This is a genomic window from Saccharothrix sp. NPDC042600 (genome assembly GCF_040647305.1).
Lineage (GTDB): Bacteria > Actinomycetota > Actinomycetes > Mycobacteriales > Pseudonocardiaceae > Actinosynnema > Actinosynnema mutabilis.
On record NZ_JBEZBW010000065.1, the window covers coordinates 23,784 to 46,385 of the forward strand.

The following is a 22,602-nucleotide window of genomic DNA, read 5'->3' on the forward strand; positions in this document are numbered from 1 at the left end:
AGTGCAGCCCGATGCGCACGTTATGTCAAGAGTTGTTCAGAAGAAGGCCCTAAACGCCACTTTCACTCATACGAATGGCCCGGAACCTGGTCGGGTTCCGGGCCATCCACGAGCGGGAAGGGTCAGACCTTCGCGGGCACCTTCTCCGGGCGGGGCGCGGACTGGGCGGGGGTCTCCCCGACCGTGCCGCGGAACCCGCGCAGCCGCAGGCTGTTGGTCACCACGAACACCGAGGACGCGGCCATCGCGGCGCCGGCGATCATGGGGTTGAGCAGGCCCAGCGCGGCCAGCGGCAGGGCGGCGACGTTGTAGGCGAAGGCCCAGAACAGGTTGCCCTTGATCGTGGCCAGCGTCCGCCGGGACAACCGGATGGCGTCCACCGCCGCCCGCAGGTCGCCGCGCACCAGCGTCAGGTCGGACGCCTCGATCGCCGCGTCCGTGCCGGTGCCCATCGCCAGGCCCAGGTCGGCCTTGGCCAGCGCCGCCGCGTCGTTGACGCCGTCGCCGACCATCGCGACGACCCGGCCCTCGGCCTGCAGCCGGGCGATGACGTCCACCTTGTCCTTGGGCAGGACCTCGGCGATGACCTCGTCGATCCCGACCTCGGCGGCGACGGCCTTCGCCGCGGCCGCGTTGTCCCCGGTCAGCAGCACCGGCTTGAGCCCCAGGCCGCGCAGCCCGGCGATGGCCTCCGCCGAGGTCGGCTTGACCGTGTCGGCCACGACCAGCACCGCACGCGCCTGGCCGTCCCAGGCCACCAGCACCGCGGTGCGGCCCTGCCCCTCGGCCTCGGCCTTGGCCGCCGCCAGCTCCCCGTCCAGGTGGACGCTCCACTCGGCCAGCAACCGCTCCCGGCCCACGAGCACCGCGTGCCCGTCGACCACGCCCTGCACGCCCAGGCCCTCCAGGTTCTGGAAGCCCTCCACCTCGGGCAGCTCGCCCACCCGCTCGGCGGCGGCCGTGGCGATCGCCTTGGCGATCGGGTGCTCGGAGGCGTGCTCCAGAGCGCCCGCCAGCCGCAGCACCTCGTCCTCGGAACCGGTGGCGTGCACCGCGTGCAGGCTCATCCGGCCGGTGGTCACGGTGCCGGTCTTGTCCAGCACGACCGTGTCCACCCGGCGGGTCGACTCCAGCACCTCCGGCCCCTTGATCAGGATGCCGAGCTGCGCGCCGCGACCCGTGCCGACCAGCAGCGCCGTGGGCGTGGCCAGCCCCAGCGCGCAGGGGCAGGCGATGATGAGGACCGCGACCCCGGCGGTGAACGCCGCCGCCGTGCCCTCCCCCGCGCCCAGCCAGAACGCGAGCGTCCCGACGGCCAGCGCGATCACGATCGGCACGAACACCCCGGACACCCGGTCGGCCAACCGCTGCACCTCGGCCTTGCCGTTCTGCGCGTCCTCCACCAGCCGGGCCATCTGCGCCAGCTGCGTGTCCGCGCCGACCCGGGTGGCCCGCACGACCAGCCGGCCGCCGGCGTTCACGGTCGCGCCGACCACGGCGTCGCCGGGACCGACCTCGACCGGCACCGACTCGCCGGTCAGCATCGACGCGTCCACGGCGGAGTTGCCGTCCTCGACCACGCCGTCGGTGGCGATCTTCTCGCCCGGACGCACCACGAACCGGTCGCCGACGGCCAGCTCGCCGATCGGCACCCGGACCTCGCGGCCGTCCCGCAGCACCGCCACGTCCTTCGCGCCCAGCTCCAGCAGCGCCCGCAGCGCCGCGCCGGCCCGCCGCTTGGACCGCGCCTCGAAGTACCGGCCCGCCAGGATGAACGTCGTCACCCCGGCCGCGACCTCCAGGTAGATCGAGCCCGCGCCGTCGGTGCGCTGGATGGTCAGCTCGAACGGGTGCGTCATGCCGGGCGTGCCGGCCGTGCCCCACAGCAGCGCGTAGACCGACCACGCGAACGCCGCCAGCGTGCCCATCGACACCAGGGTGTCCATGGTGGCCGCGCCGTGCCGCAGGTTCACCGCCGCCGCCCGGTGGAACGGCCACGCGCCCCACACGATCACCGGCGCGGCCAACGTCAACGAGATCCACTGCCAGAAGTCGAACTGCCACGCCGGCACCATCGCCAGCACGATCACCGGCACGGTCAGCGCGACCGACACCAGCAGCCGCTGCCGCAGCGACGTCGTGGGATCGACCTCGACCGGGGCGGCCTGCTCGGTCTTCGGGGCGGGCAGGCTCGCGCCGTACCCGGCCGCCTCGACCGTCGCCACCAACGTCCGCGGGTCCAGCCCTTCCGGGAAGGACACCTTGGCCTTCTCGGTGGCGTAGTTGACCGTCGCGGTCACACCGTCGAGCTTGTTGAGCTTGCGCTCGATCCGGTTGGCGCACGAGGCGCACGTCATGCCGGTGATCGAGAGTTCCAGATCAGTGGCCATGACCCGCCTCCACGGTGAACTCGGCCGTGCGCACGACACCGCCGTGCTGGAAGTCCAGGAACAACCGGTACCCGCCCTCGCTGGGCACCTCCGCGACGAACGCGATCTCGGGCCCCGGCGCGGTCTTGCCGTCCCCGGGCGAACCCTCGGGGTGCACGTGGAGGTAGGCCAGGTCGCTCTGCCGCAGTGCCACCAGGTGACCATACGCCGCGAGGTAGGGCTGCAAGTCCGTGACCGGCCCGCCGTCCTTGCTGACGGTCAGCTTCAGCGGCGACGCCTGGCCGGGCTTGAGGTCACCGTCCAAACGCACCTGGTAACCGTCCACCTGGGCCACTCGCGCCTCGGCGTGGGCCTTGGGCTGGAAGTCGCCCGCGACCGAGACGTCCGCGCCCAGCGTGGTCGCCGCGGCCCCGGCCGGCTTGAAGTCGGCGAACACCCGGTAGGAGCCGCCCGCGGGCAGGGTCACCGGCACCGACCAGGTCCCGTCGGCGGCCATCTCGGGGTGGACGTGCTGGTAGCCGGCGGTGTCCCGGCGCACCACGATCAGGTGCATCTTCTTGTCGTGCTCGACCTCGAACGAGGTCACCGCGTGCCCGTCGGGCCCGAGGATGCGGAAGGAGAGCGGGGAGGTGCCCGTCGGCAGGGTCGTCGCGGTGGGCGCGAGGGTGTAGCCGCCCCTGGTCGACGCCAGGCCCTTGGGCAGGTCCTGCGCGCCCTCCGCGACGGTGCCGCTGTGGGTGTCCCCGTGCCCGGCGGCCTCACTGCCGTGCGTGCCGCCTTCGTCGGCCTTGGGGGCCTGCTCGGCGGAAAGGGGTCCGACAGCGCTCCCGACCGCCCAGGCGCCGGTGGCGACCAGGGCGAGCGCCACACCGTAGGCGGAGAGCTTCGCTGCTGTGTTCATCGTCTGAGTCCTTCGTGGTGGGAGCCGGGCTCCCGGTGGGTGGTGCTTCAGCCCGCGAGCGCGTAGCCCGCTTCCTCGACGGCGGCGCGCACGTCCGCCTCGGCCACCGGTTCGGCGCTGGTCACCGTGACCGCGCCGGTCGGCAGGTCGACCGCCACGTCGGTCACGCCGGAGATCTTGGCGACCTCCTCGGTGACGGACGCCACGCAGTGCCCGCACGTCATGCCCGTGACGGTGTAAGTGGACTCGGCCATCGTTGTTCCTCCTCGGTCGTTCACGAACGCACCAGCCTGGCGATCGCGTCGCTGGCCTCGCGCACCTTCGCGTCGGCGCCCTCGCCGCCCTGCGTCAGCGCCTCGGCCACGCAGTGCTTGAGGTGCTCGTCGAGCAGTCCGAGCGAGACCGCCTGCAGCGCCTTGGTGGCCGCCGCGATCTGGGTGAGCACGTCGATGCAGTACTCGTCGTTGTCCACCATCCGCTGGATACCCCGGACCTGGCCCTCCACCCGCCGCAGTCGCGCCAGGTAGTCGTCCTTGCCGCTGGTGTAACCCCGCATGTCCCGCTCCTTCCCGCTACGGGTCCATTTATACCCCTGGGGGGTACCCAGCGCAAACCGACGTGACCGCGCACACACCCTCCCGGGGTATACCGGGCGTGTCAGAGTGGCGCGCATGAGCTACGACGTCGAGGCCGTCCGCGCCCGCTTCCCGTCCCTGGCCACCGGCACGGCCCACTTCGACGGACCGGGCGGCTCCCAGGTCCCGGCCCGGGTCGCCGACGCGGTGCACCGGGCCATGACCGCGCCCCTGGCCAACCGCGGCCGGGTGACCGCCGCCGAACGCGCCACCGACGACATCGTCCTGGCCGCCCGCCACGCCCTGGCCGACCTGCTGGCCGCGACCCCGGACGGGATCGTCCTCGGGCGCAGCGCGACCCAGCTGACCTACGACTTCGCCCGGACCCTGGCCGGGTCGTGGCGGCCGGGCGACGAGGTGGTGGTGACCAGGCTCGACCACGACGCCAACGTGCGCCCGTGGGTGCAGGTGGCCGAGGCGGTGGGCGCGGTGGTCCGGTGGGTCGGGTTCGACCCCGCGACCGGCGAGCTGGACCCGGTGGCGCCGACCGACCGGACGCGGCTGGTGGCGGTGACCGCCGCGTCGAACCTGATCGGCACCCGTCCCCCGCTGGCCGACATCGCGCGCGCGACCCACGAGGCCGGCGCGCTGCTGTACGTGGACGGCGTCCACCTCGCCGCCCACCACGCGGTGGACGTGGCGGAGCTGGGCGCGGACTTCTTCGTGTGCTCGCCCTACAAGTTCTTCGGCCCCCACCTCGGCGTCCTGGCCGCCGACCCCGCCCTGCTGGCGACGCTGCGCCCGGACAAGCTGCTGCCGTCCACGGACGCGGTGCCGGAGCGCTTCGAGCTGGGCACCCTGCCCTACGAGCTGCTGGCGGGCACGACGGCCGCGGTCGACTTCATCGCGGACCTGGCGCCGGGCGACGGCGACCGGCGCGCCCGCGTCAAGCGGTCGATGGACGCCGTGGCCGTGCACGAAGGCCGCCTGCGCGCGGTCCTGGAGGAAGGCCTGCGGACCCTGCCCGGTGTCACCGTCCACTCGCGGGCGCGGCTGCGCACGCCGACCCTGCTCGTCACGTTCGCCGACCACGACCCGGCCGACGCGTACCGATTCCTGGCGACGCGGAACATCAACGCGCCCGCCGGCTCGTTCTACGCCATCGAGACCTCCCGCCACCTGGGTCTGGGCGACCGGGGCGGCCTGCGGATCGGCCTGGCCGCGTACTCGACCGACGACGAGGTGGCCCGGCTCCGCCACGCCCTGGCCGACTTCCTCGACGGATAGCCGCGCGCGGAGAGCAGCCGCGTAGTCGGAGTGGTGGACAGACACGGTCGCTCGGGCGCGGAAGCATGGGACGGGCCGAGGGATGACGGCGTGGTCTCCGTGCGGCGAGTGCCGCCACCCTTCGGAGTAGTCGAGGAGGAGCGATGTCCATCGCCCCGGTTCGACCGGCGTCCGCCGTGTTGGCCTGGAGTCGCGAACTCGTCCAGCCCGCCCTCCGGGCCGCCGTCGACCGGTTGCCCGCGCCGGTCCGGCTGGTCGCCGGGTACCACCTCGGGTGGTGGGACCGCCGGGGCCGGCCGGGCGACGCGGCCGGGGGCAAGGCGGTCCGGCCGGCGCTGGTCCTGCTCGCCGCCGAGGCGTCGGGCGCTCGCGCCGACACCGCCGTGCCCGCCGCCGTCGCGGTCGAACTCGCGCACAACTTCACGTTGCTGCACGACGACGTCCTCGACCGGGACCGCACCCGCCGCCACCGGCCCACGGCGTGGGCGGTGTTCGGGACCAGCGCCGCCATCCTCACCGGGGACGCGTTGCTGGCGCTGGCGGCGGAGGTGCTGGCCGCGTCCGAGCACCCGGCCGCCGCGCGGGTCCTCACCGCGGCCCTGCTGGACCTGGTCGACGGCGAGTACGCCGACCTGGTGTTCGAGCGGCGGCCGGAGGTCGGGCTGGGCGAGTGCCTGGACATGGTGGAGCACAAGACCGCCGCCCTGCTCGCCGCCGCCTGCGCGTTGGGGGCGACGTTCGCCGGCGCGCCGCCCGCCACCGTCGCGCGGCTGCACGAGTTCGGCCGGCTGCTGGGCATCGCCTACCAGCACGTGGACGACCTGCTGGGCATCTGGGGCGACCCGGACAAGACCGGCAAGCCCGCGCACACCGACCTGCTCAGCCGCAAGAAGTCCCTGCCGGTGGTGGCCGCGCTGGCCTCGGGCACGCCCTTCGCCCGCGAACTGTCCACTCTGTACCGACGTCCCGCCCCGCCCGGCCACGAGGACGTCGTGCGGATGGCCGAGCTGGTCGAGCGGGCCGGCGGGCGGTCGTGGAGCCACGACGAGTCGCGCCGGCTGCTGGACGAGGCGCTGGACCGGTTGGCCGACACCGCTCCCGCGCCCCGCCCCGCCGCCGAACTGGCCGCGCTGGCCGACCTGGTGGTCAACCGCGACCGGTGACTACCCGCGGGTCCAGCGCTGGTTGGCCCCGCCGTGGCAGGTCCACAGCACGAGCTTGGCGCCGTTGGCCGTGCCGCCGCCGGACACGTCCAGGCACAGGCCCGACGCGCCCCGGATCGTGCCGTCCGCGTGGAAGGTCCACTGCTGGTTGCTCTGCCCGTTGCACGTCCAACTGATCACCCGTGTGCCGGGGGTGGTGCCGCCGTTGTAGGCGTCGAGGCACAACGAGCCGAACACCCGCAGTTCCTTGTTGGGCCAACTGGTCCACAGCTGGTTCGCCGCGCCGTGGCAGTCCCACACCAGGACGTCCGCACCCGCCACGGCCTTGCCTCCGGACACGTCGAGGCACCGCTCCGACCCGACGCCGCGCACGGACGATGTCGTGCCGACGACCGGACTCCCGCCGCTGACCCGGAACGCCGCCACCCCGTGCGCCGGCACGGCGGCGTTGATCGCCCCGGACGACGAGGACACCGCACCGCTCCACAGGTCGGTGAGCGTGAACGACGACCCGGACAGCCCGATCTCCGCCGCCGTGGTGGCCATCGTCGCCGTCGAGGTGCCCCGGTTGAGCAACGCCACCGCCACCGACCCGTCCGCCAGCGGCTTGGCGTAGACGTTCGCCTTCACCGGACGTCCGGCCGCGCCGAGCGGGTCCTGGTTGACCTCGATCAGCCTGGGGTTGCGCAGGATCGCGCTCACCTCCGCCGACATGGACCGGATGTCGTTGCCCGCCATCAGCGGCGCGGCCATCAGCGACCACAGCGTGAAGTGCGAGCGCGACTCGGTGAGGGTCAGCCCCGGCCGGCCCACCACCAGCATGTCCGGGTCGTTCCAGTGCCCCGGACCGGCTTGCGCCGCAAGGGGCGCGTTGATCTCCACGGCGTTGACCACGCCCATCGGGTAGGCGTTGACGTTGCCGTTCTGCCAGATGTCCAGGACGTCCTCGGTGGTGCGCCACAGGTCGGCGACCTGGCTCCAGTTGTAGGTGGCACCGGTCTTGTCGGCGTGGTAGCTGTTCGGGTTGATGCTGTAGACGATCGGCCGGCCGGTGGCGCGCAACGCGTCGCGCATGATCGTGAAGCGTTCCACCTGGTAGTCGCGGGAGCCTTCGGGCGAGCACCAGTCGTACTTGAGGTAGTCCACGCCCCAGGAGGCGAACGTGGCGGCGTCCCGCACCTCGTGGCCGAGGCTGCCGGTCGCGCCGGGGTACGCGCCGCCGCGCTGGGCGCAGGTCCGGTCGGTGGGCACCTGGTAGATGCCGAACTTCAGGCCCTTGGAGTGGATGTAGTCGCCCAGCGCCTTCATGCCGCCGGGAAACCGGTCCGGGTGGCCGCGCAGGTTGCCCTGCGCGTCGCGGTTCGGGTCGAACCAGCAGTCGTCGATCACCACGTACTGGTAGCCGGCGGCTTTCAGGCCCGACGACACCATCGCGTCGGCGGCCTGCTTGATCAGCGTCTCGCCGATGTCGCAGCCGAACGTGTTCCAGGAGTTCCACCCCAGGGGCGGGGTGGGCGCGGGACTCCCCGGCGCGGCGTGGGCCGCCGGGGGCAGGGCGACAGCGGTGGAGACCGCGAGCGCGGCGGCGATCAGGGACAGGGCACCGCGAAGCGACCGAGTGGGCGTCATTGCCTCTCCTCCGGCACAGGCATGTTCGGTTGTGTTCACAACACTTACCGCAAGCCATACTTCCTGACCAGTGTTGTTCGATTCTGTGTCAGTATGTCGCCACCCGGGCCGGCTCGATCGCCACCCGGCCCTCCTGCCGCCGCCGGACCCAATCGAGGTGGAACGCGCTGCCCGGCGCGACCTCCGCCCGCCGGTGCGGCTCGGTCAGCAGGTCGATCGGGCACTCCACGGCCGACCCGGTCGCCGGAACGGGGCGTGGCCCGGCGGCGAACCCCGCGAGCGCCTCGGCGGCGGGCTTGCGGCGGTGGTCGGTGGTGAACAGGCCCAGGTCGTACTCGCGGTCGGGGAAGTCCAGCAGCGCGCGGTCGATGTCGTGCGAGGACCACCAGGTCACGCCCCACAGCGCGGGGTTCCCGGCGACGGCGTCCAGCGTCGCCCGCACGAACGCCGCCGCGTCGCCCGCCGGCACGTCCGGGCGCGGCACGCCCACCTCCTGCAACCACACCGGGCGACCCGGCGCGGCGGCGGCGGCCAGCGACACCAGGTAGTCGGCGTGGGTCACGGTCGCCGGACCCAGCGGACCGTCGAGGCGCGAGGTCCCGTTGAACACCCACGAGTGCACGGTCGTCAGGTCGCCCAGCTCCACCGCGTCGGCCGGGTGGAACGGGTGGTCCGGCGCGTACCAGGCGTCGTCGTACACCGAGTACAGCGCGGCGACGCCCGGCGCGGCCTCCCGCACCACGTCCACCAGTTCGGCGGCCCACGCCCGGGACGCCGCCGGCGTGGTCGGGTTGGCCGGCCACAGGTTGTCGACCTCGTTGCCCAGGGTGATCGCGAAGACGTTCGCGCGGCTCGCGGCGGCCTCGGAGACGTACGCGGCGTAGGCGGCGATGCCGTCGCGCACGTCCCGGTCGGTGAACACGCTGCGGCGGTGCCAGGTGAGCACCCACGACGGCAGGAAGTCGAAGCTGGACAGGTGCCCCTGGAGCAGGTCGACCGCGACCTCCAGGCCGAACTCGGCGGCGACGTCGAGGGTGGTCAGCAGGTCGTCCACCGGGCGCAGCAGCCCCCGGTTGGGCTGGATCCACGGCCAGATCGGGAACACCCGCACGTGGTCCAGGCCCAGCTCCGCCAGGTCGGCGAAGTCGCGGCGGACCGCGTCGGCGGAGAAGTCGAGCCAGCTGTAGAGCCAGCCGGCGGACGGCACGTAGTTCGCCCCGAGGCGCAGGGAGTTGGTCACGCCTTCAAGCTAAACCGTTTTAGCGCCCGCTCCAAGGGGCCGTGCTCTCGCGGACGGTCAGCCGGGGCGTCTCGGTCTTCACCTCGCGCGGCGCGTTCGGGTCGGCCAGCAGGTCCAGCAGCGCCAGCGCGGCGCGCTCGCCGAACGCGTAGGTGTCGCGGGACAACGCCGTGATCGCCGGGTGGGTCAGCTCGGTCAGCACCGAGTCGTCGAACGACGCGATGGACACCTCGCCCGGCACGGACACGCCCATCTCCGTGGCCACGCCCAGCCCGGCCACGGCCATCAGGTCGCTGTCGTAGACGATCGCCGACGGCCGGTCGCGCCTGCTCAGCAGGGTGCGCGTGGTCGCCGCGCCCTCGGTGTCGCTGAAGTCGGTGTGCAGCGACTCGACGCCCGCGAGGCCCAGTCGGCCGGCCGCGTCGCGCAGCGCGCGGGTGCGGCGCTGGGTGTGCCGGAACTCGGGCGTGCCGGCGACGTGCGCGATCCGCCTGTGCCCCAGCGCGGCGAGGTACTCCACGATCGACGTCATGGCCTCGCGGTCGTCGGCCCACACGCTGCACAGGGAGCCGTGCCGGCCGGGTCCGCCGATCACGACGGCGGGCAGCAGCAACTCGTCCACCACGTCGATGCGCGGGTCGCGGGTGCGCAGGTCGACCAGCACCAGGCCGTCCACGCGCTGCTCGGAGGCCCACCGCCGGTAGACGCGGATCTCCTCCTGCACGTCCTCGACGATCATCAGCTGCAACGTGACCGAGTGCGCGGACAGCCCGGCCTGCAGGCCGGAGAGCAGCTTGGCGAAGAACGGCTCGACGCCCAGGGTCCGCGCCGGCCGCGCGATCACCAGGCCCACCGAGTCGGCGCGCGCGCCGCCCAGGGCGCGGGCCACGCTGTGTGGGCGCCAGTTCATCTCCTCGGCCACGGCGAGGATGCGCGCCCGGGTGTCCTCGCTGACGCCGGGGCGCCCGTTGAGCGCGAAGGACACCGCGCCCTTGGACACGCCCGCCCGGCGCGCGATGTCGGCGATCGTGGGTCTGCTCATCGCCCGCCTCCGATGTCCTGTTTTCTGTCCGGGTCCGCCGCCGCACGGCCCTTGACAGTGCCCGTCGATGCGAAGGATAGTCCGGAACTATACCGGTTTATCTGATTCCTGCGTCAGAGTGGACGGGAGGGCGTATGCGCACGCTTCTGACCCGGTCGGCCGTGCTCGCGGCCACCGCGGCGGTGCTCGCCGGGTGCGGTCTCGGCGGCGGCACGAGCGGTGGCGAGGTCGGGGCCGCGGGCGAGGTCAAGGGCGAGGTGAGCCTCCAGACCTGGGCGCTGAAACCGAAGTTCACCGACCACGTGCAGGGCGTGATCGACGCGTTCCAGCGGAAGTACCCCGGCACCACGGTGAAGTGGCTCGACCAGCCCGGTGACGGCTACGCCGACAAGGTGCTCAGCCAGGCCGCGTCGGGCGAGCTGCCGGACGTGGTGAACCTGCCGCCGGACATGGCGCTGCCGTTGGCCAAGCAGCAGATGCTGCTCGACGTGTCGGCCAACGACGACAAGCTGCGCGACGACTACGTCAAGGGCGGCGTGAGCGCGTACGAGTTCGCCGGTCTCACCGGCGCCTACGCCTACCCCTGGTACCTCAACACCGACGTCAACTACTGGAACGCCGACCTGTTGACGCAGAACGGTCTGGACCCGAAGAAGCTGCCCGCGTCCGTGGACGACCTCATCGCGCAGGCCCGCGTGATGAAGGAGCGCTCGGGCGGGCAGATGTACCTGATGAGCCGCAAGCCCGAACTGGGCGACCTGGCCAACGCGGGCGTCAAGCTGCTCTCCGACGACGGCAGCCGGTTCACGTTCAACACGCCGGAGGCCGCGGCCGTGCTGGACAAGTACCGCGCCGCGTTCGCCGAGGGCCTGATGCCGCGCGACGTGCTCACCGACAAGTACCTGGGCAACAGCGAGCTGTTCAAGAAGCAGCAGGTCGCCTGGACCACCGGCGGCGGCAACACGATCAACAGCATCAAGGTGGACAACCCGACGCTGGCCGCGAAGATCGTGCCGTCGGCGGCGTTCGGCACGCCCCCGCTGTACGTGCAGGGCCTGTCGGTGTCGCGCAAGAGCGGGAACCTGCCCGCCGCGCTGGCGCTGGCCCGGTTCGTGACCAGCCCGGAGAACCAGGCCGCGTTCGCCAAGCTGGTGCCCGGCATCTTCCCGTCCACCACGGCCTCGGCGAGCGACCCGGCGTTCAGCCAGAGCGACGGCACCAACGCCGGTGACGCGAAGGTGCTCGCGTTCCAAGCGCTGGGCGGGGCCAAGCTGCTCCAGCCGCCGGTGGTCAGCGAGGCGATGGGCGACTACGTCAAGCAACAGATCTCGTTGGCGGTCAACGGGGAGATCTCCTCGAAGGAGGCGCTGGACCGGGCCGTGGCCAAGTGTGACGAGTTGCTGAAGAGCTGACCCGATGCCGACGCACCGCTGGTTCACCCCCTGGCTGCTCGTCCTGCCCGCCCTGGTGTGGCTGGCGGTGTTCAACCTCTGGCCGTCGCTGAACACGGTCGTGCTGTCGTTCACCAACGCCAAACCGCTGGGCGGCGGCACGTTCGTCGGCGCCGCGAACTTCGAACGGCTGCTGACCGACGACCAACTGGCCGACGCGCTGCTCAACAGCATCGTCTACATGCTGGTGTGCCTGCCGGTGCTGACGGTGGTGCCGCTGCTGCTGGCGGTGCTGGTGGAGAAGCGGCTGCCGGGCATCACGTTCTTCCGCACGTCGTTCTACTCGCCGGTGATCGCCTCCGCGGTGGTGGTCGCGCTGATCTGGAACTGGCTGTTGGAGGACCGGGGCGCGGTCAACGGACTGGCGCGACAGCTCGGTGTGGTGTCCGGGCCGGTGCCGTTCCTCACCGACCGGTGGCTGCTGATCTTCAGCGCGATCGGGCTGACGGTGTGGAAGGGCCTCGGGTACTACATGGTGATCTACCTGTCGGCGCTGGGGAACGTGAGCCGGGACCTGCACGAGGCGGCGGCGGTGGACGGCGCGGGCCCCGTCCGCCGCTTCCTGAACATCACGGTTCCCGGTGTGCGCAACACGATGCTGCTGGTCAGCGTGCTGATCACGGTGTCGGCGCTGCGGGTGTTCTCCGAGCTGTACGTGCTGACCAACGGCACCGGCGGCCCGGGTGGTCGGGACATGTCGGTGGTGATGCTCATCCAGATGTACAGCCGGGGATTCACCGGCCACCTGGGTTACGCCTCCGCCCTGAGCATCCTGTTGTTCGTCGTCACGCTGGGTCCGATGTTGTTGCTGCTGCGCCTGAACCGGAAGGGGGCCGACGCGTGAGCCGGGGTTTCAACAGCACCAGCCCGCGCGAGAAGGTCCTGCGGTACGCGCTGCTGGTGTTCGTCCTGCTGATCACCGTCGGCCCGTTCCTGTGGCAGCTCTCGACGTCGTTCAAGGGTCCCGGCGAGGACATCTACACCGCCACGCCGAGGTTCCTGCCCGAACAGCCCACCCTGGGCAACTACGCCGAGGTCGCCCGCGCGATCCCGGTGTGGGACTACATCGGCAACTCGCTGGTCGTGGCGGCCCTGACGATCACCGGCAACGCGGTGGGCGCGACGCTGGCCGGGTTCGCGCTGGCCCGGCTGCGGTTCCGGGGCGGCAAGCTCGTGCTCGGCCTGCTCCTGGCCACGCTGGTGCTGCCCGGCGAGGTCACGATCGTCTCGCAGTGCGTCACGGTCCGCGAGCTGGGCCTGGCCGACACCCTGGTCGGCGTGGCGCTGCCGGGCGCGATCGGCATGCTGAACATCCTGCTGATGCGCGCGGCGTTCCTGGCGATCCCGCGCGAGCTGGACGAGGCCGCCTACATCGACGGCGCCAACGCGTGGCAGCGGTTCGTCCGGATCGGGCTGCCCAGCGTGCGCGGGATGCTGAGCGTGGTGGTGATCTTCGCGTTCATCGGGGCGTGGGACGACTTCCTGTGGCCGCTGATCGTGCTGACCGACCCGGAGAACTACACGCTCACCGTGGGGCTTCAGTACCTGAACTCGTCGTTCACGTCCAACCCGCGGGTGGTGGCGGCCGGGACGATGATCGCGTTCATCCCGATCGTGGTCGTCTTCGCCACCCTCCAGCGCTTCTTCTTCCGCGGCGTCGAGGAAGGCGCCATCAAGGGGTAACACACATCGGAGGTTGTTCCCTGTGAAAACAACGATTCTCCGCACGGCCGCAGCGTTGGCGCTGTTGGGCTCCGCCCTGCTCCCCACCCCCGCCCAAGCCCAGGAGGCGACGTCGAAGCGGACCGTCGTCTACTACCAGACGCAGTACCTCAACGGGACGTACGTGTCCCCCAAACCGTTGCTGGACAACAACACCGGCATCACGGACGTGCTGGTCGCCGCCCTGCACCTGAACGGCGACGGCACCGTCCACCTCAACGACCACCCGCCCGCCGATCCCCGCTACACCCAGATGTGGGCGGACCTGGCCGCCATGCAGGCGCGCGGGGTCAACGTCTCGATGATGGTCGGCGGCGCGGCACCGGGCACCTTCACGCGCCTGGACACCGAGTTCGACACCTACTACCCGAGACTGCGCAACGTCGTCAGCACCTACAAGCTCGACGGCGTCGACCTGGATGTCGAAGAGAGCATGTCCCTGGCCGGCATCAAGCGGGTCATCGACGCCCTGCGCGCGGACTTCGGCTCCGACTTCATCATCACCCTCGCCCCGGTCGCCCCGGCGCTGGCGGGCGGCGGCAACCTGTCCGGCTTCGACTACGACCAGCTCGAACGCGACCGGGGCGCGCAGATCGACTGGTACAACGCGCAGTTCTACTGCGGCTGGGCGTCCCTGTCGAACACCACCGCCTACGACAACATCATCCGCCGGGGCCTGTTCCCGCCGAACAAGGTGGTCGCGAGTTCCCTGACCCACCCGTCGTTGTGCGGCGGGTACGTGGACGTCACCACGACGTTGAAGTCCACCATCCAGTCCCTGGCGCAGAAGTACCCGGACTTCGGCGGCGTGGCCGGGTGGGAGTACTTCACGTCCAACCCGGGCGGCACGGCCCGGCCGTGGGAGTGGGCGGGCCTGATCACGTCGTACCAGAAGGGCACCACTCCCCCGCCGGCGAACCTGGCCCTGAACAAGCCCGCCACCGGTTCGACGTCCTGCAATTCGGCCGAAGGCCCGGCGAAGGCCGTGAACGGCAGCGTGACCGGCGGCAACAGCGACAAGTTCTGCTCGCTGGCGTCCTCGAAGTGGCTGCGGGTGGACCTGGGCTCGACGCAGACGGTCGCGGGCTTCACCGTCCGCCACGCCGGCGCGGGCGGCGAGTCGGCCTCGTACAACACGAAGGCCTTCACCATCCAGACGTCCACCGACGGCACGAACTGGACGACCAGGGTCACGGTCACGGCCAACACGGCGAGCGTGACCACGCACCCGATCAGCTCGGCGAGCGCCCGTTACCTGCGGTTGAACGTGACCACGCCGACCCAGACCGGTGACGCGGCGGCCCGGATCTACGAGTTCGAAGCCTACGCCTGACGAAGGAGCGCAGTGGCAGCGCGGATCCTGTCGGTCGTCTCGACCGACCTGTTCATCGGCACCGAGGACCAGCCCCGGCAGGTGGTGCGCGTCACCGTCGACCGGGGCGCGGGGTCCGCGGCCCTGCCCGTCGAGGTGTCCGGGCCGGGGTTGACCGGCTCGGCCCTCACCGGACCCGGCGAGGGCGAGGTGGTGGTGGAAGTCCCCGTCACCACGTCCGCTCCGGTCGGCGCGGAAGTACCGGTCAAGGCCTCCCTTGGCGAGTCCACTGTGGACGCCGTGGTGAGGGTGGAGGAGACCGGGTGGCGGATGTTCCTGGTCTCGCACTTCCACTACGACCCCGTCTGGTGGAACACCCAGGCCGCCTACACGCAGACCTGGGAGCTCCAGGGTGACGACGGCACCACCCGCCCGGTGTGGGAGCACAACGGGTTCAACCTGGTCCGGGCGCACCTCGACATGGCGTTGTCCGACCCCGACTACGCGTTCGTGCTGGCCGAGGTGGACTACCTCAAACCGTTCTGGGACGTGCACCCCGAGTACCGGCAGGTGCTGCGGGACCTGATCGCCGAAGGTCGCGTCGAGGTGATGGGCGGGACGTACAACGAGCCGAACACCAACCTCACCGGATCCGAGACGACCATCCGCAACCTGGTCTACGGCGTGGGCTACCAGCGGTCGATCATGGGCGCGGACCCGCGCACGGCGTGGCAGCTCGACGTGTTCGGGCACGACCCGCAGTTCCCCGGGCTGGTCGCCGAGGCCGGGCTGACCAGCACGTCGTGGGCGCGCGGGCCGTTCCACCAGTGGGGGCCGCTGCTGACGAAGTTCGACGAGGCCGGCGGGGACGCGGCGAACATGCAGTTCCCCGCCGAGTTCGAGTGGATCTCACCGTCGGGGCGCGGGGTCCTCACGCACTACATGCCCAACCACTACTCGGCGGGCTGGTGGATGGACTCCTCCGCCACGCTGGACGAGGCGTGCGGCAAGGTCTACGACCTGTTCCGGGCGGTGAAGCCGGTCGCGGCCACCCGCAACACGTTGCTGCCCGTCGGCACGGACTACACGCCGCCGAACAAGTGGGTCACGCTGATCCACCGCGAATGGGCGTCGCGGTACGTGTGGCCGAAGTTCGTGTGCGGGACGCCGCAGGACTTCTTCGCCGCCGTGCACGAGGAGTTGAGCGCGCGCGGGGTCGAGCCGAGCCCGCAGACACGGGACATGAACCCGGTCTACACCGGCAAGGACGTCTCCTACATCGACACCAAGCAGGCGCAGCGGGCCGCCGAGGTGGCCGCCACCGATGCCGAGAAGCTGGCGGTGTTCGCGTCCGCGCTGGGGTTGGGGTCTTATCCGGAGGCGGCGCTGGACAAGGTGTGGCGGCAGTTGGCGTACGGCGCGCACCACGACGCCATCACCGGGTCCGAGTCCGACCAGGTGTACATCGACCTGGTGTCGGGGTGGCGGGAGGCGCACGACCTGGCGGTGGACGTGCGGGACCGGTCGCTGGCGGCGATCCTCGGGCGGGTGGACACGTCCGAGGTCGGGCGGGCGGTCACGGTCGTCAACACCCTGGCGTTCGCGCGGACCGACGTCGTGCGGGTGACCGTGCCCGGGTCGTCGGGTCTGCGGTTGCTGGACGCCTCGGGCGCGCCGGTGCCGTTCGTGGCCGAGGCGGTCGGCGAGTCGACGGTGCTGGCGTTCGTGGCTTCCGACGTGCCGGGGATGGGGTGGCGGACCTGGCGGCTGGTGGAGTCCGACGACGCCCTGCCGCTGTGGGAGGTCGGGGCCGGGGTGGCCATCGCCAACTCGCACTTCGCCGTCGAGGCCGACCCGGCGCGGGGCGGCGGGCTGCGCAGCATCCGCGAGGTGGCCTCCGGGCGGGAGCTGGTGCGGGAAGGCGAGGTCGGCAACGAGCTGCGGCTCTACGACGAGTACCCGCAGCACCCCGAGTTCGGCGAAGGGCCGTGGCACCTGCTGCCCACCGGGACCGTGGTGTCGTCGGCGTCGTCGCCCGCGCGGGTGCGGGTGGCGCACAGCCCGGTGGGCAGCCGGCTGGAGGTGTCCGGGCGGGTCGGCGACGTGCGGTACGAGCAGCGGATCACGTTGTGGCACGGCGTGGACCGGCTCGACCTGCGCACCCGCGTGCCCGCGTTCACCGGGTCCGACCAGTTGCTGCGGGTGAAGTTCCCGGTGGACGTGCCGGGGGCGCGGCCGGTGAGCGAGGTCGGTGGGGCCGTGATCGCGCGGGGGTTCGCGCTGCCGGACTCCGACACCGCCGTCGCGCCGTGGACCCTGGACAACCCGGCCAACACGTTCTTCGGGCTGAGCACGACGGCGGCGCTGCGCCTGGTGTCGCCGGGGGGCGCGGTGCTCGGGCGGGCGGCGATCGCGGTGGCCGAGGTGGTCGTGCCGACCCCGCCCGACGCCGCGCCGCTGGCGCGTGAGCTGGTGGTGGCGCTGGCGCGGGTGGGCGTCACGGCGACCACGTCGACCGCCGAGGGTGCCCGGTACGGGTGGCTGCGGGTGGATTCGAACCTGCCGGACGTGCGGATCGTGCTGGGCGGCCCGGACCGCAACCCGATCGCGGCGGAGGTCCTGGACGCGGCCGGCGACGCGTGGCGGGACGAGCTGGAGCGGCAACTGGCCGACCGGGGCGCGGCGCGGGTGTTCGTGCCGGGGTCGTCGGCCGTGGAGGAGGCGTGGCGGCCCAACGCGGACCTGCGTTCGCCGCGCTCGTTGCCGGTCGTGGTGGTGGACGGGGTGGACGCCGAGGCGCTGGCCGCCGAGATCGCGCTGGTGGCCGGGGAGTTCGCGGTGGGCGACGCCGAGGTGACCGCCGTGGCGGTCGGGCCGACGCGGTTGGTGGACGAGCACACCGTCGGGTTGCTGTCGTACGGCATCCCCGGGTTCGCCGTGGACCCGGAGGGCGCGCTGCACCTGTCGCTCATGCGGTCGTGCACGGGGTGGCCGTCCGGGATCTGGCTGGACCCGCCGGTGCGGCGCGCGCCGGACGGGTCGGCGTTCCAGTTGCAGCACTGGACGCACGACTTCGATTACGCTCTGGTGAGTGGCGCCGGTGACTGGCGGGCGACGGACCTGGTGGCTCAGGGTCAGGAATTCTCGGCTCCGCTGCACGGTCGGGTGGTAGATGCACACTCCGGGGTACTGCCGGCGCGGCACGCGTTGCTGACCGTGTCGCCGGAGCGGCGGGTGCAGGTGCAGACGGTGAAACGGGCCGGCAACCCGAGCGCGGTCGGATCGGCGTCGGCGTCGGAATCGGGGTCAGGGTCAGGGTCGCCGGAGCAGCCGAGCGGCATGACGCTGCGCTTGGTCGAGACGACGGGCCGACCGGTGACGGCGACGGTGTCCTCGGTGGTGCCGTGGACGGCCGCGCACACCGCCGATCTGCTGGAGCAGGAGCGGCGCGAGCCGGTGCTGGCCGACGGACGGGTGGTCGTGGCGCTCGACGGGTCGCAAATCGCCACGGTCGTGGCCGACACCGCGCCCACCGACACCGCGCCCACCGACACCGCGCCCACCGACACCGCGCCCACCGACACCGCGCCCGCCGAGAGCGGGTCGGCCGAGACCGGGTGGGCTGCGGCCGGCGGGGGCGCGGGTCTGGCGGCCGGCGGGGTGCTCGGGGCGTCGGCTGAGGTGGCGCAGCCGGTGTACGCGCGGTACTGGCTGCACAACCGCGGGCCCGCGCCGATGGGGTTCTTCCCGGTCAGCGTCACCGCCGCGCCCACGGTGCTGACCGCCGCCGACGGTCCGCTGTCCACTTCGGTCACCGTCGCCAGCCAGGTATCGGCGCGGTTCAGCGGGACGCTGCGGGTGGTCGCGCCGGAGGGCTGGGCCGTGACGCCCGCCGAGCGGCCCATCACCCTGGCCGCCGGTGGCCACACGTCGTTCCCGCTGGAGGTGGTGCCGTCGGGCGGGCCGGGGTTGTACTTCGTCCGGGTGCAGGTCCCGGTCGGGGAGGACCTGGTCGAGGACGTCGTGAGCGTGCTCGTCCCCGGTGGCCCGCTGGACGACGTCGTGCCGCCGCCACCCGGCCCGGAGATCGACCACGGCAAGCAGATCGAGGGCACGACCGCGACGTCCGGCCGGACGACCGGGCTGCGGGTGACCGGCATGAGCGACGCGGTCGTGGTCGCCCCCGGCGGGCGCGCGGTGGTGGCGGTGTCGCTGGCCAACGACGCCTCCTCCGCTGTGGACGGCGAGGCGATGCCGGTGAGTCCGTGGGGCACGTGGGGGTTCGTCGGGCCCTACGCGAAGGGGTTCAGCGTGCCGGCCGGGGCCACCGGTCGGGTGGAGTTCGCGGTGGACGTGCCGGAGGGCACGGAACCGGGCACGTGGTGGGTGATGGTGAAGCTCATGTGGTTCGGGCGCGTGCAGTACACGCCGGCGGTCCCGGTGGAGGTGCGGTGAACCACCACCATCACCACCCGTCGGACCAGGCGTCGGCCGCGCGCGCCCAGCGTGAGGCGACCGTGGTCGGGTGGGTCGAGGGCGTGCCCGTGCCGCGGGCGGCGTTGGACGCTCGGTTGGCGGCGTTGCGCGCCCGGCCGGGGGCGCTGCCCAAGCCCGGCACCAGCGAGGACCGCCAGTTGGCGCGGTGGACCGCGCACGTGCTGCTGACCGAGGAGCTGTGCCGGCGGGAAGCGGCGGCGCGGGCGTTGCGGGTGACCTCGCACGTGCCGCTGGACTCGGTGGCGGCGGTCCACCTGGGGTCGATCGGCGCGGCGGCGTGGCAGTCGTGCGCCGAGGTGGGCGCGGTGTTCGCGGCCGTCGTGCCGGCGGCGCCGGGCGAGGCGGAGGAACCGGCGGTCCGGCGGTGGTGGCGCGTCCGGTACGGCGCGTCGTTGTCCCCGATCGGGTGGTCCACGCTGGACGACCTGCCCGCCGCCGTGGCCGACGCCCTGCGAACGTCCCCGCCGGGCACCGTGGTGGGCCACGGCGAGCACCGCGCGGTCGCGGACGAGCACGAGGACCGCCCGGTGGACGCGGACTCGCCGGACCGCCGCCGGCGCGGCGCCCGGCTGCGCGAATTCAGCCGATGGTTGGACCACCGTCGGGCGACGGCGGTCGTCACCGCCCCCGGCTTCGAGCACCCGGGCGACCCGTCCCAACCCGACTGCACCCACCGCCACTGACCCACCGCCGGCCGGTGTTTTGCGGGGGTCGCGCTGGGTAGTCGGGTGGTCAGGCTCGACATTCCCCTCGTGACAGGGAGCTTGACATGAGCACAAGCGGAGCGCTCACCCGGACGCCGGTGCAGTCGGCCGCACTCGCGGTGAGTGTGGTGTTCGCGCTGGTCGGGATCGCCGGCTTCATCCCGGGCCTCACTACGAATTACGACACCATGCAGTTCGCGGGGCACGAGTCACAGGCGCAGCTGCTCGGGGTCTTCAACGTCTCCATCCTGCACAACCTCGTGCACCTCGCGTTCGGCGTGGTGGGCTTCCTGATGGCCCGCACCGTCAGCGGCGCGGTGACGTACCTGGTGGGCGGCGGTGTCGTGTACCTCGTGCTGTGGCTCTACGGGCTGCTCATCGACCACGACAGCGCCGCGAACTTCGTTCCGGTGAACACCGCCGACAACTGGTTGCACCTCGGCCTCGGTCTCGGCATGGTGGCGCTGGGGTTCACCCTGGGCAAGTCGTCCCGGATCGGGCGACGCGGCGCGGTCTGACCCCGGCGGTGACGTCACCGGGACGCGCGCGACACGCCACGAACGGACGCACCTGACGTCGGTTGCGCGCTCACAACTACAATCGGCGGGGTGAGCGAAGATTCCGTCACCCCGTCGCCCTTGTGGACCTACATCGAGACCAACCTGGAGAACCGCGGCCTGAGCACGGGGGACCTCTCCCGAGCGACCGGCGTCCACCGCAGCCGGTTCACCGACTGGCGGCGGGGCAAGTCCATCAACATCGACACCGCCCGGGCCATCGCGAAGCTGTTCGAGGTGAGCCCGCTGGAGGTGATGGTCGCGGCCGAGCTGATCACCGCCGAGGAGGCGCAACTCAAGCACACCCGGCCCGATCCGGCTGACCTGACCGACGACGAACTGGTCGCCGAACTCCGCCGCCGCCTCAAGCGCCTGGCGGACTGAGCACCCCGACGGGCGTTTCCCGATCAAGCCACGCCGGCCGGTCCCCCGCGGACCGGCCGGCGGCTTCGTCCCACCGCCACCCGCCCGACGCCACCCGCCCGACGCCACCCGCCCCACGCCACCCGCCCCACGCCACCCGCACGACGCCGCCCGCCCGACGCCTCACCCGCCCGACCTCTCCGACGCCTCACCCGCCCGGCCCACCCATCCGCCCCCCAGCGGGTCAGGCCCGGTCGGCCGACCGCTCCGCCGCCTGCTTCAGCCGCGCCAGCGTGGCCTCGATGTTCGCCTGGTTCTGCGTGCCCCGGTCGCGGACGCCGGTCGCCAGCGCGGTCAGCGGGACGAACCACGCCGGGCGCAGGTCCCACGTGCTCTCCGTGACGCGGCAGCCGCCGTCCACCGGTTCGATGTCGTACTGCCAGCGCGACACCGGCATCCCCAGTGACCGCACCACGAACGCGAAGCGGTCCGGCCGCGCGTCGGTCACCGTCGCGACCGTCGTCCACAGCCGCGCCCCGCGCCGGTTGGTGCCGCGGAACCGCGCGCCGACCTCCGGCCCGGTCGCACCGCCCAGCCACCGCCCGCCCGAGTACTCCTGCGCCAGGCGCGCCATCCCCGCCAGGTCGCTGACCAGCTCGTACACCCGCGCGGCCGGGGCGGCCACGTCGACGCTCGCCCGTGCATCCGGATCGCTCACGTTCCGGAATCTAGAGGACCGCCGGGGCTCCACCAAGGGTTGACCGGCGCAGCGCCACGCTCGTAGTGTTCGTATTGAGAACTTGTGTTCGGCATGCGAACAACGCGAGGTGACGTGGCCGAGATAGCGACGTTGGCGGACGCGGTCGGCGAGCTGGTGGCCGACGGCGACGTGGTGGCACTGGAGGGCTTCACCCACCTGATCCCCACGGCGGCGGGGCACGAGATCATCCGCCAGGGCCGTCGGGACCTGACGCTGGTGCGGATGACGCCGGACATCGTCTACGACCAGCTCATCGGCGCCGGCTGCGCGCGGAAGCTGGTCTTCTCGTGGGGCGGCAACCCCGGGGTCGGCTCGCTGCACCGCTTCCGGGACGCGGTGGAGAACGCGTGGCCGCGGGCGTTGGAGATCGAGGAGCACAGCCACGCCGGCATGGCCAACCGGTACGTCGCCGGCGCGTCCGGGCTGCCGTTCGCGGTGCTGCGCGGGTACGTCGGCACCGACCTGGCGACGGTCACGCCGACGATCAAGCCGATCACCTGCCCGTTCACCGGTGAGGTGCTGACCGCGGTGCCGGCGTTGAACCCGGACGTGACGGTCGTGCACGCCCAGCGCGCCGACCGGCGGGGCAACGTGCAGTTGTGGGGGCTGCTCGGCGTGCAGAAGGAGGCCGTGCTGGCGGCGCGGCGGAGCCTGGTCACGGTCGAGGAGGTCGTGGACGAGCTGACCCCCGTGCCCGGCGCGGTCGTGCTGCCGTCGTGGGCGGTGACCGCGGTGGCGGAGGTGCCGGGCGGCGCGCACCCCTCCTACGCGCAGGGCTATTCGGAACGCGACAACGCCTACTACGCGGCTTGGGACGCCACCAGCCGCGACCGCGACGAGTTCACCGCCTGGGTCGAGCGCATCAAGGCCGGCGCGGCTGAGCGCCACGGTGACGGCCGAGCCGCGCGCGATGGCGGGCGCGGCGACAGTGGCGCGGCCGAGCGCGGTGTGGCGGAGCGCGGTGTGGCCGAGCGCGGTGTGGCCGAGCGCGGTGTGGCCGAGCGCGGTG

General features: G+C 72.4%; 18 protein-coding genes and 1 pseudogene. 11 read left to right on the forward strand and 8 right to left on the reverse strand.

The genetic code is table 11. The features are described 5' to 3' along the window. Positions 1 to 122: 122 nt before the first annotated feature. The 4 genes from AB0A74_RS29720 to AB0A74_RS29735 are packed head-to-tail and all read right to left on the reverse strand — an operon-like array spanning position 123 to position 3,847. Entirely contained in the window at positions 123 to 2,390 is a 2,268-nt protein-coding gene (locus AB0A74_RS29720) for a heavy metal translocating P-type ATPase (RefSeq protein ID WP_358254551.1), read from the reverse strand. After that, positions 2,380 to 3,291, reverse strand: a complete 912-nt coding sequence (locus AB0A74_RS29725; RefSeq protein WP_358254553.1) for a hypothetical protein — start codon at positions 3,289 to 3,291, stop codon at positions 2,380 to 2,382. Before AB0A74_RS29725 ends, AB0A74_RS29720 begins: the two co-directional genes overlap by 11 nt. Before the next feature lie 47 nt (positions 3,292 to 3,338). Then, entirely contained in the window at positions 3,339 to 3,545 is a 207-nt protein-coding gene (locus AB0A74_RS29730) for a heavy-metal-associated domain-containing protein (protein ID WP_358254555.1), read from the reverse strand. 20 nt (positions 3,546 to 3,565) lie between these two features. After that, positions 3,566 to 3,847, reverse strand: a complete 282-nt coding sequence (locus tag AB0A74_RS29735; protein ID WP_343931663.1) for a metal-sensitive transcriptional regulator — start codon at positions 3,845 to 3,847, stop codon at positions 3,566 to 3,568. 115 nt (positions 3,848 to 3,962) lie between these two features. Here AB0A74_RS29735 and AB0A74_RS29740 point away from each other — a divergent pair, with 115 nt between their 5' ends. Beyond that, positions 3,963 to 5,153, forward strand: coding sequence for a cysteine desulfurase-like protein (locus tag AB0A74_RS29740; protein ID WP_358254557.1), 1,191 nt, complete (start codon positions 3,963 to 3,965; stop codon positions 5,151 to 5,153). A gap of 143 nt (positions 5,154 to 5,296) precedes the next feature. Beyond that, positions 5,297 to 6,316 (forward strand): family 2 encapsulin nanocompartment cargo protein polyprenyl transferase, encoded by a 1,020-nt coding sequence (locus AB0A74_RS29745; RefSeq protein ID WP_358254559.1) that lies wholly within the window; start codon positions 5,297 to 5,299, stop codon positions 6,314 to 6,316. Here the strand turns inward: AB0A74_RS29745 and AB0A74_RS29750 are convergent, their stop codons facing one another. The 3 genes from AB0A74_RS29750 to AB0A74_RS29760 all read right to left on the reverse strand — a co-directional run bounded on the left by AB0A74_RS29750 (position 6,317) and on the right by AB0A74_RS29760 (position 10,227). Then, positions 6,317 to 7,945 carry a lectin gene (locus tag AB0A74_RS29750; protein WP_358254561.1) on the reverse strand — a complete coding sequence of 543 codons (1,629 nt, stop codon included), beginning with the start codon at positions 7,943 to 7,945 and terminating at the stop codon, positions 6,317 to 6,319. 88 nt (positions 7,946 to 8,033) lie between these two features. Further along, positions 8,034 to 9,185, reverse strand: coding sequence for a glycosyl hydrolase (locus AB0A74_RS29755; RefSeq protein ID WP_358254563.1), 1,152 nt, complete (start codon positions 9,183 to 9,185; stop codon positions 8,034 to 8,036). 19 nt (positions 9,186 to 9,204) lie between these two features. After that, positions 9,205 to 10,227, reverse strand: a complete 1,023-nt coding sequence (locus AB0A74_RS29760) for a LacI family DNA-binding transcriptional regulator (RefSeq protein WP_358254565.1) — start codon at positions 10,225 to 10,227, stop codon at positions 9,205 to 9,207. Between the two features lie 134 nt (positions 10,228 to 10,361). Here AB0A74_RS29760 and AB0A74_RS29765 point away from each other — a divergent pair, with 134 nt between their 5' ends. The 8 genes from AB0A74_RS29765 (at position 10,362) to AB0A74_RS29800 (ending at position 20,854) form a co-directional block, all read left to right on the forward strand. Next, positions 10,362 to 11,639 (forward strand): extracellular solute-binding protein, encoded by a 1,278-nt coding sequence (locus AB0A74_RS29765; RefSeq protein ID WP_358254567.1) that lies wholly within the window; start codon positions 10,362 to 10,364, stop codon positions 11,637 to 11,639. Positions 11,640 to 11,643: 4 nt separating this feature from the next. Next, on the forward strand, positions 11,644 to 12,522 hold the full coding sequence (locus AB0A74_RS29770; protein ID WP_358254569.1) for a sugar ABC transporter permease: 879 nt from the start codon (positions 11,644 to 11,646) through the stop codon (positions 12,520 to 12,522). After that, a complete protein-coding gene (locus AB0A74_RS29775; RefSeq protein WP_358254571.1) occupies positions 12,519 to 13,361 on the forward strand; it encodes a carbohydrate ABC transporter permease in 843 nt (280 codons plus the stop codon). Before AB0A74_RS29770 ends, AB0A74_RS29775 begins: the two co-directional genes overlap by 4 nt. Positions 13,362 to 13,383: 22 nt before the next feature. Then, positions 13,384 to 14,733, forward strand: a complete 1,350-nt coding sequence (locus tag AB0A74_RS29780; RefSeq protein WP_358254573.1) for a discoidin domain-containing protein — start codon at positions 13,384 to 13,386, stop codon at positions 14,731 to 14,733. A 12-nt stretch (positions 14,734 to 14,745) separates the two neighbouring features. Beyond that, the gene (locus AB0A74_RS29785) at positions 14,746 to 19,167 is read left to right on the forward strand and encodes a glycoside hydrolase family 38 C-terminal domain-containing protein (protein WP_358254575.1); all 4,422 of its coding nucleotides are present in this window, start codon (positions 14,746 to 14,748) and stop codon (positions 19,165 to 19,167) included. Continuing rightward, positions 19,164 to 19,892, forward strand: coding sequence for a hypothetical protein (locus tag AB0A74_RS29790; protein WP_358254577.1), 729 nt, complete (start codon positions 19,164 to 19,166; stop codon positions 19,890 to 19,892). The genes AB0A74_RS29785 and AB0A74_RS29790 overlap by 4 nt, the downstream gene beginning before the upstream one ends. Before the next feature lie 86 nt (positions 19,893 to 19,978). Next, complete coding sequence (locus AB0A74_RS29795) at positions 19,979 to 20,431, forward strand: DUF4383 domain-containing protein (protein ID WP_358254578.1); 453 nt, start codon at positions 19,979 to 19,981, stop codon at positions 20,429 to 20,431. Between the two features lie 90 nt (positions 20,432 to 20,521). Next, on the forward strand, positions 20,522 to 20,854 hold the full coding sequence (locus tag AB0A74_RS29800; RefSeq protein ID WP_358254580.1) for a helix-turn-helix transcriptional regulator: 333 nt from the start codon (positions 20,522 to 20,524) through the stop codon (positions 20,852 to 20,854). 223 nt (positions 20,855 to 21,077) lie between these two features. On the opposite strand, the gene AB0A74_RS29805 is transcribed toward AB0A74_RS29800, so the two are convergent. Continuing rightward, complete coding sequence (locus tag AB0A74_RS29805; RefSeq protein ID WP_343931650.1) at positions 21,078 to 21,551, reverse strand: SRPBCC family protein; 474 nt, start codon at positions 21,549 to 21,551, stop codon at positions 21,078 to 21,080. 114 nt (positions 21,552 to 21,665) lie between these two features. Between AB0A74_RS29805 and AB0A74_RS29810 the strand changes: the two are divergent. Further along, positions 21,666 to 22,451: pseudogene (locus AB0A74_RS29810) on the forward strand (CoA-transferase); the annotation flags it as partial. Between the last annotated feature and the right edge of the window lie 151 nt (positions 22,452 to 22,602).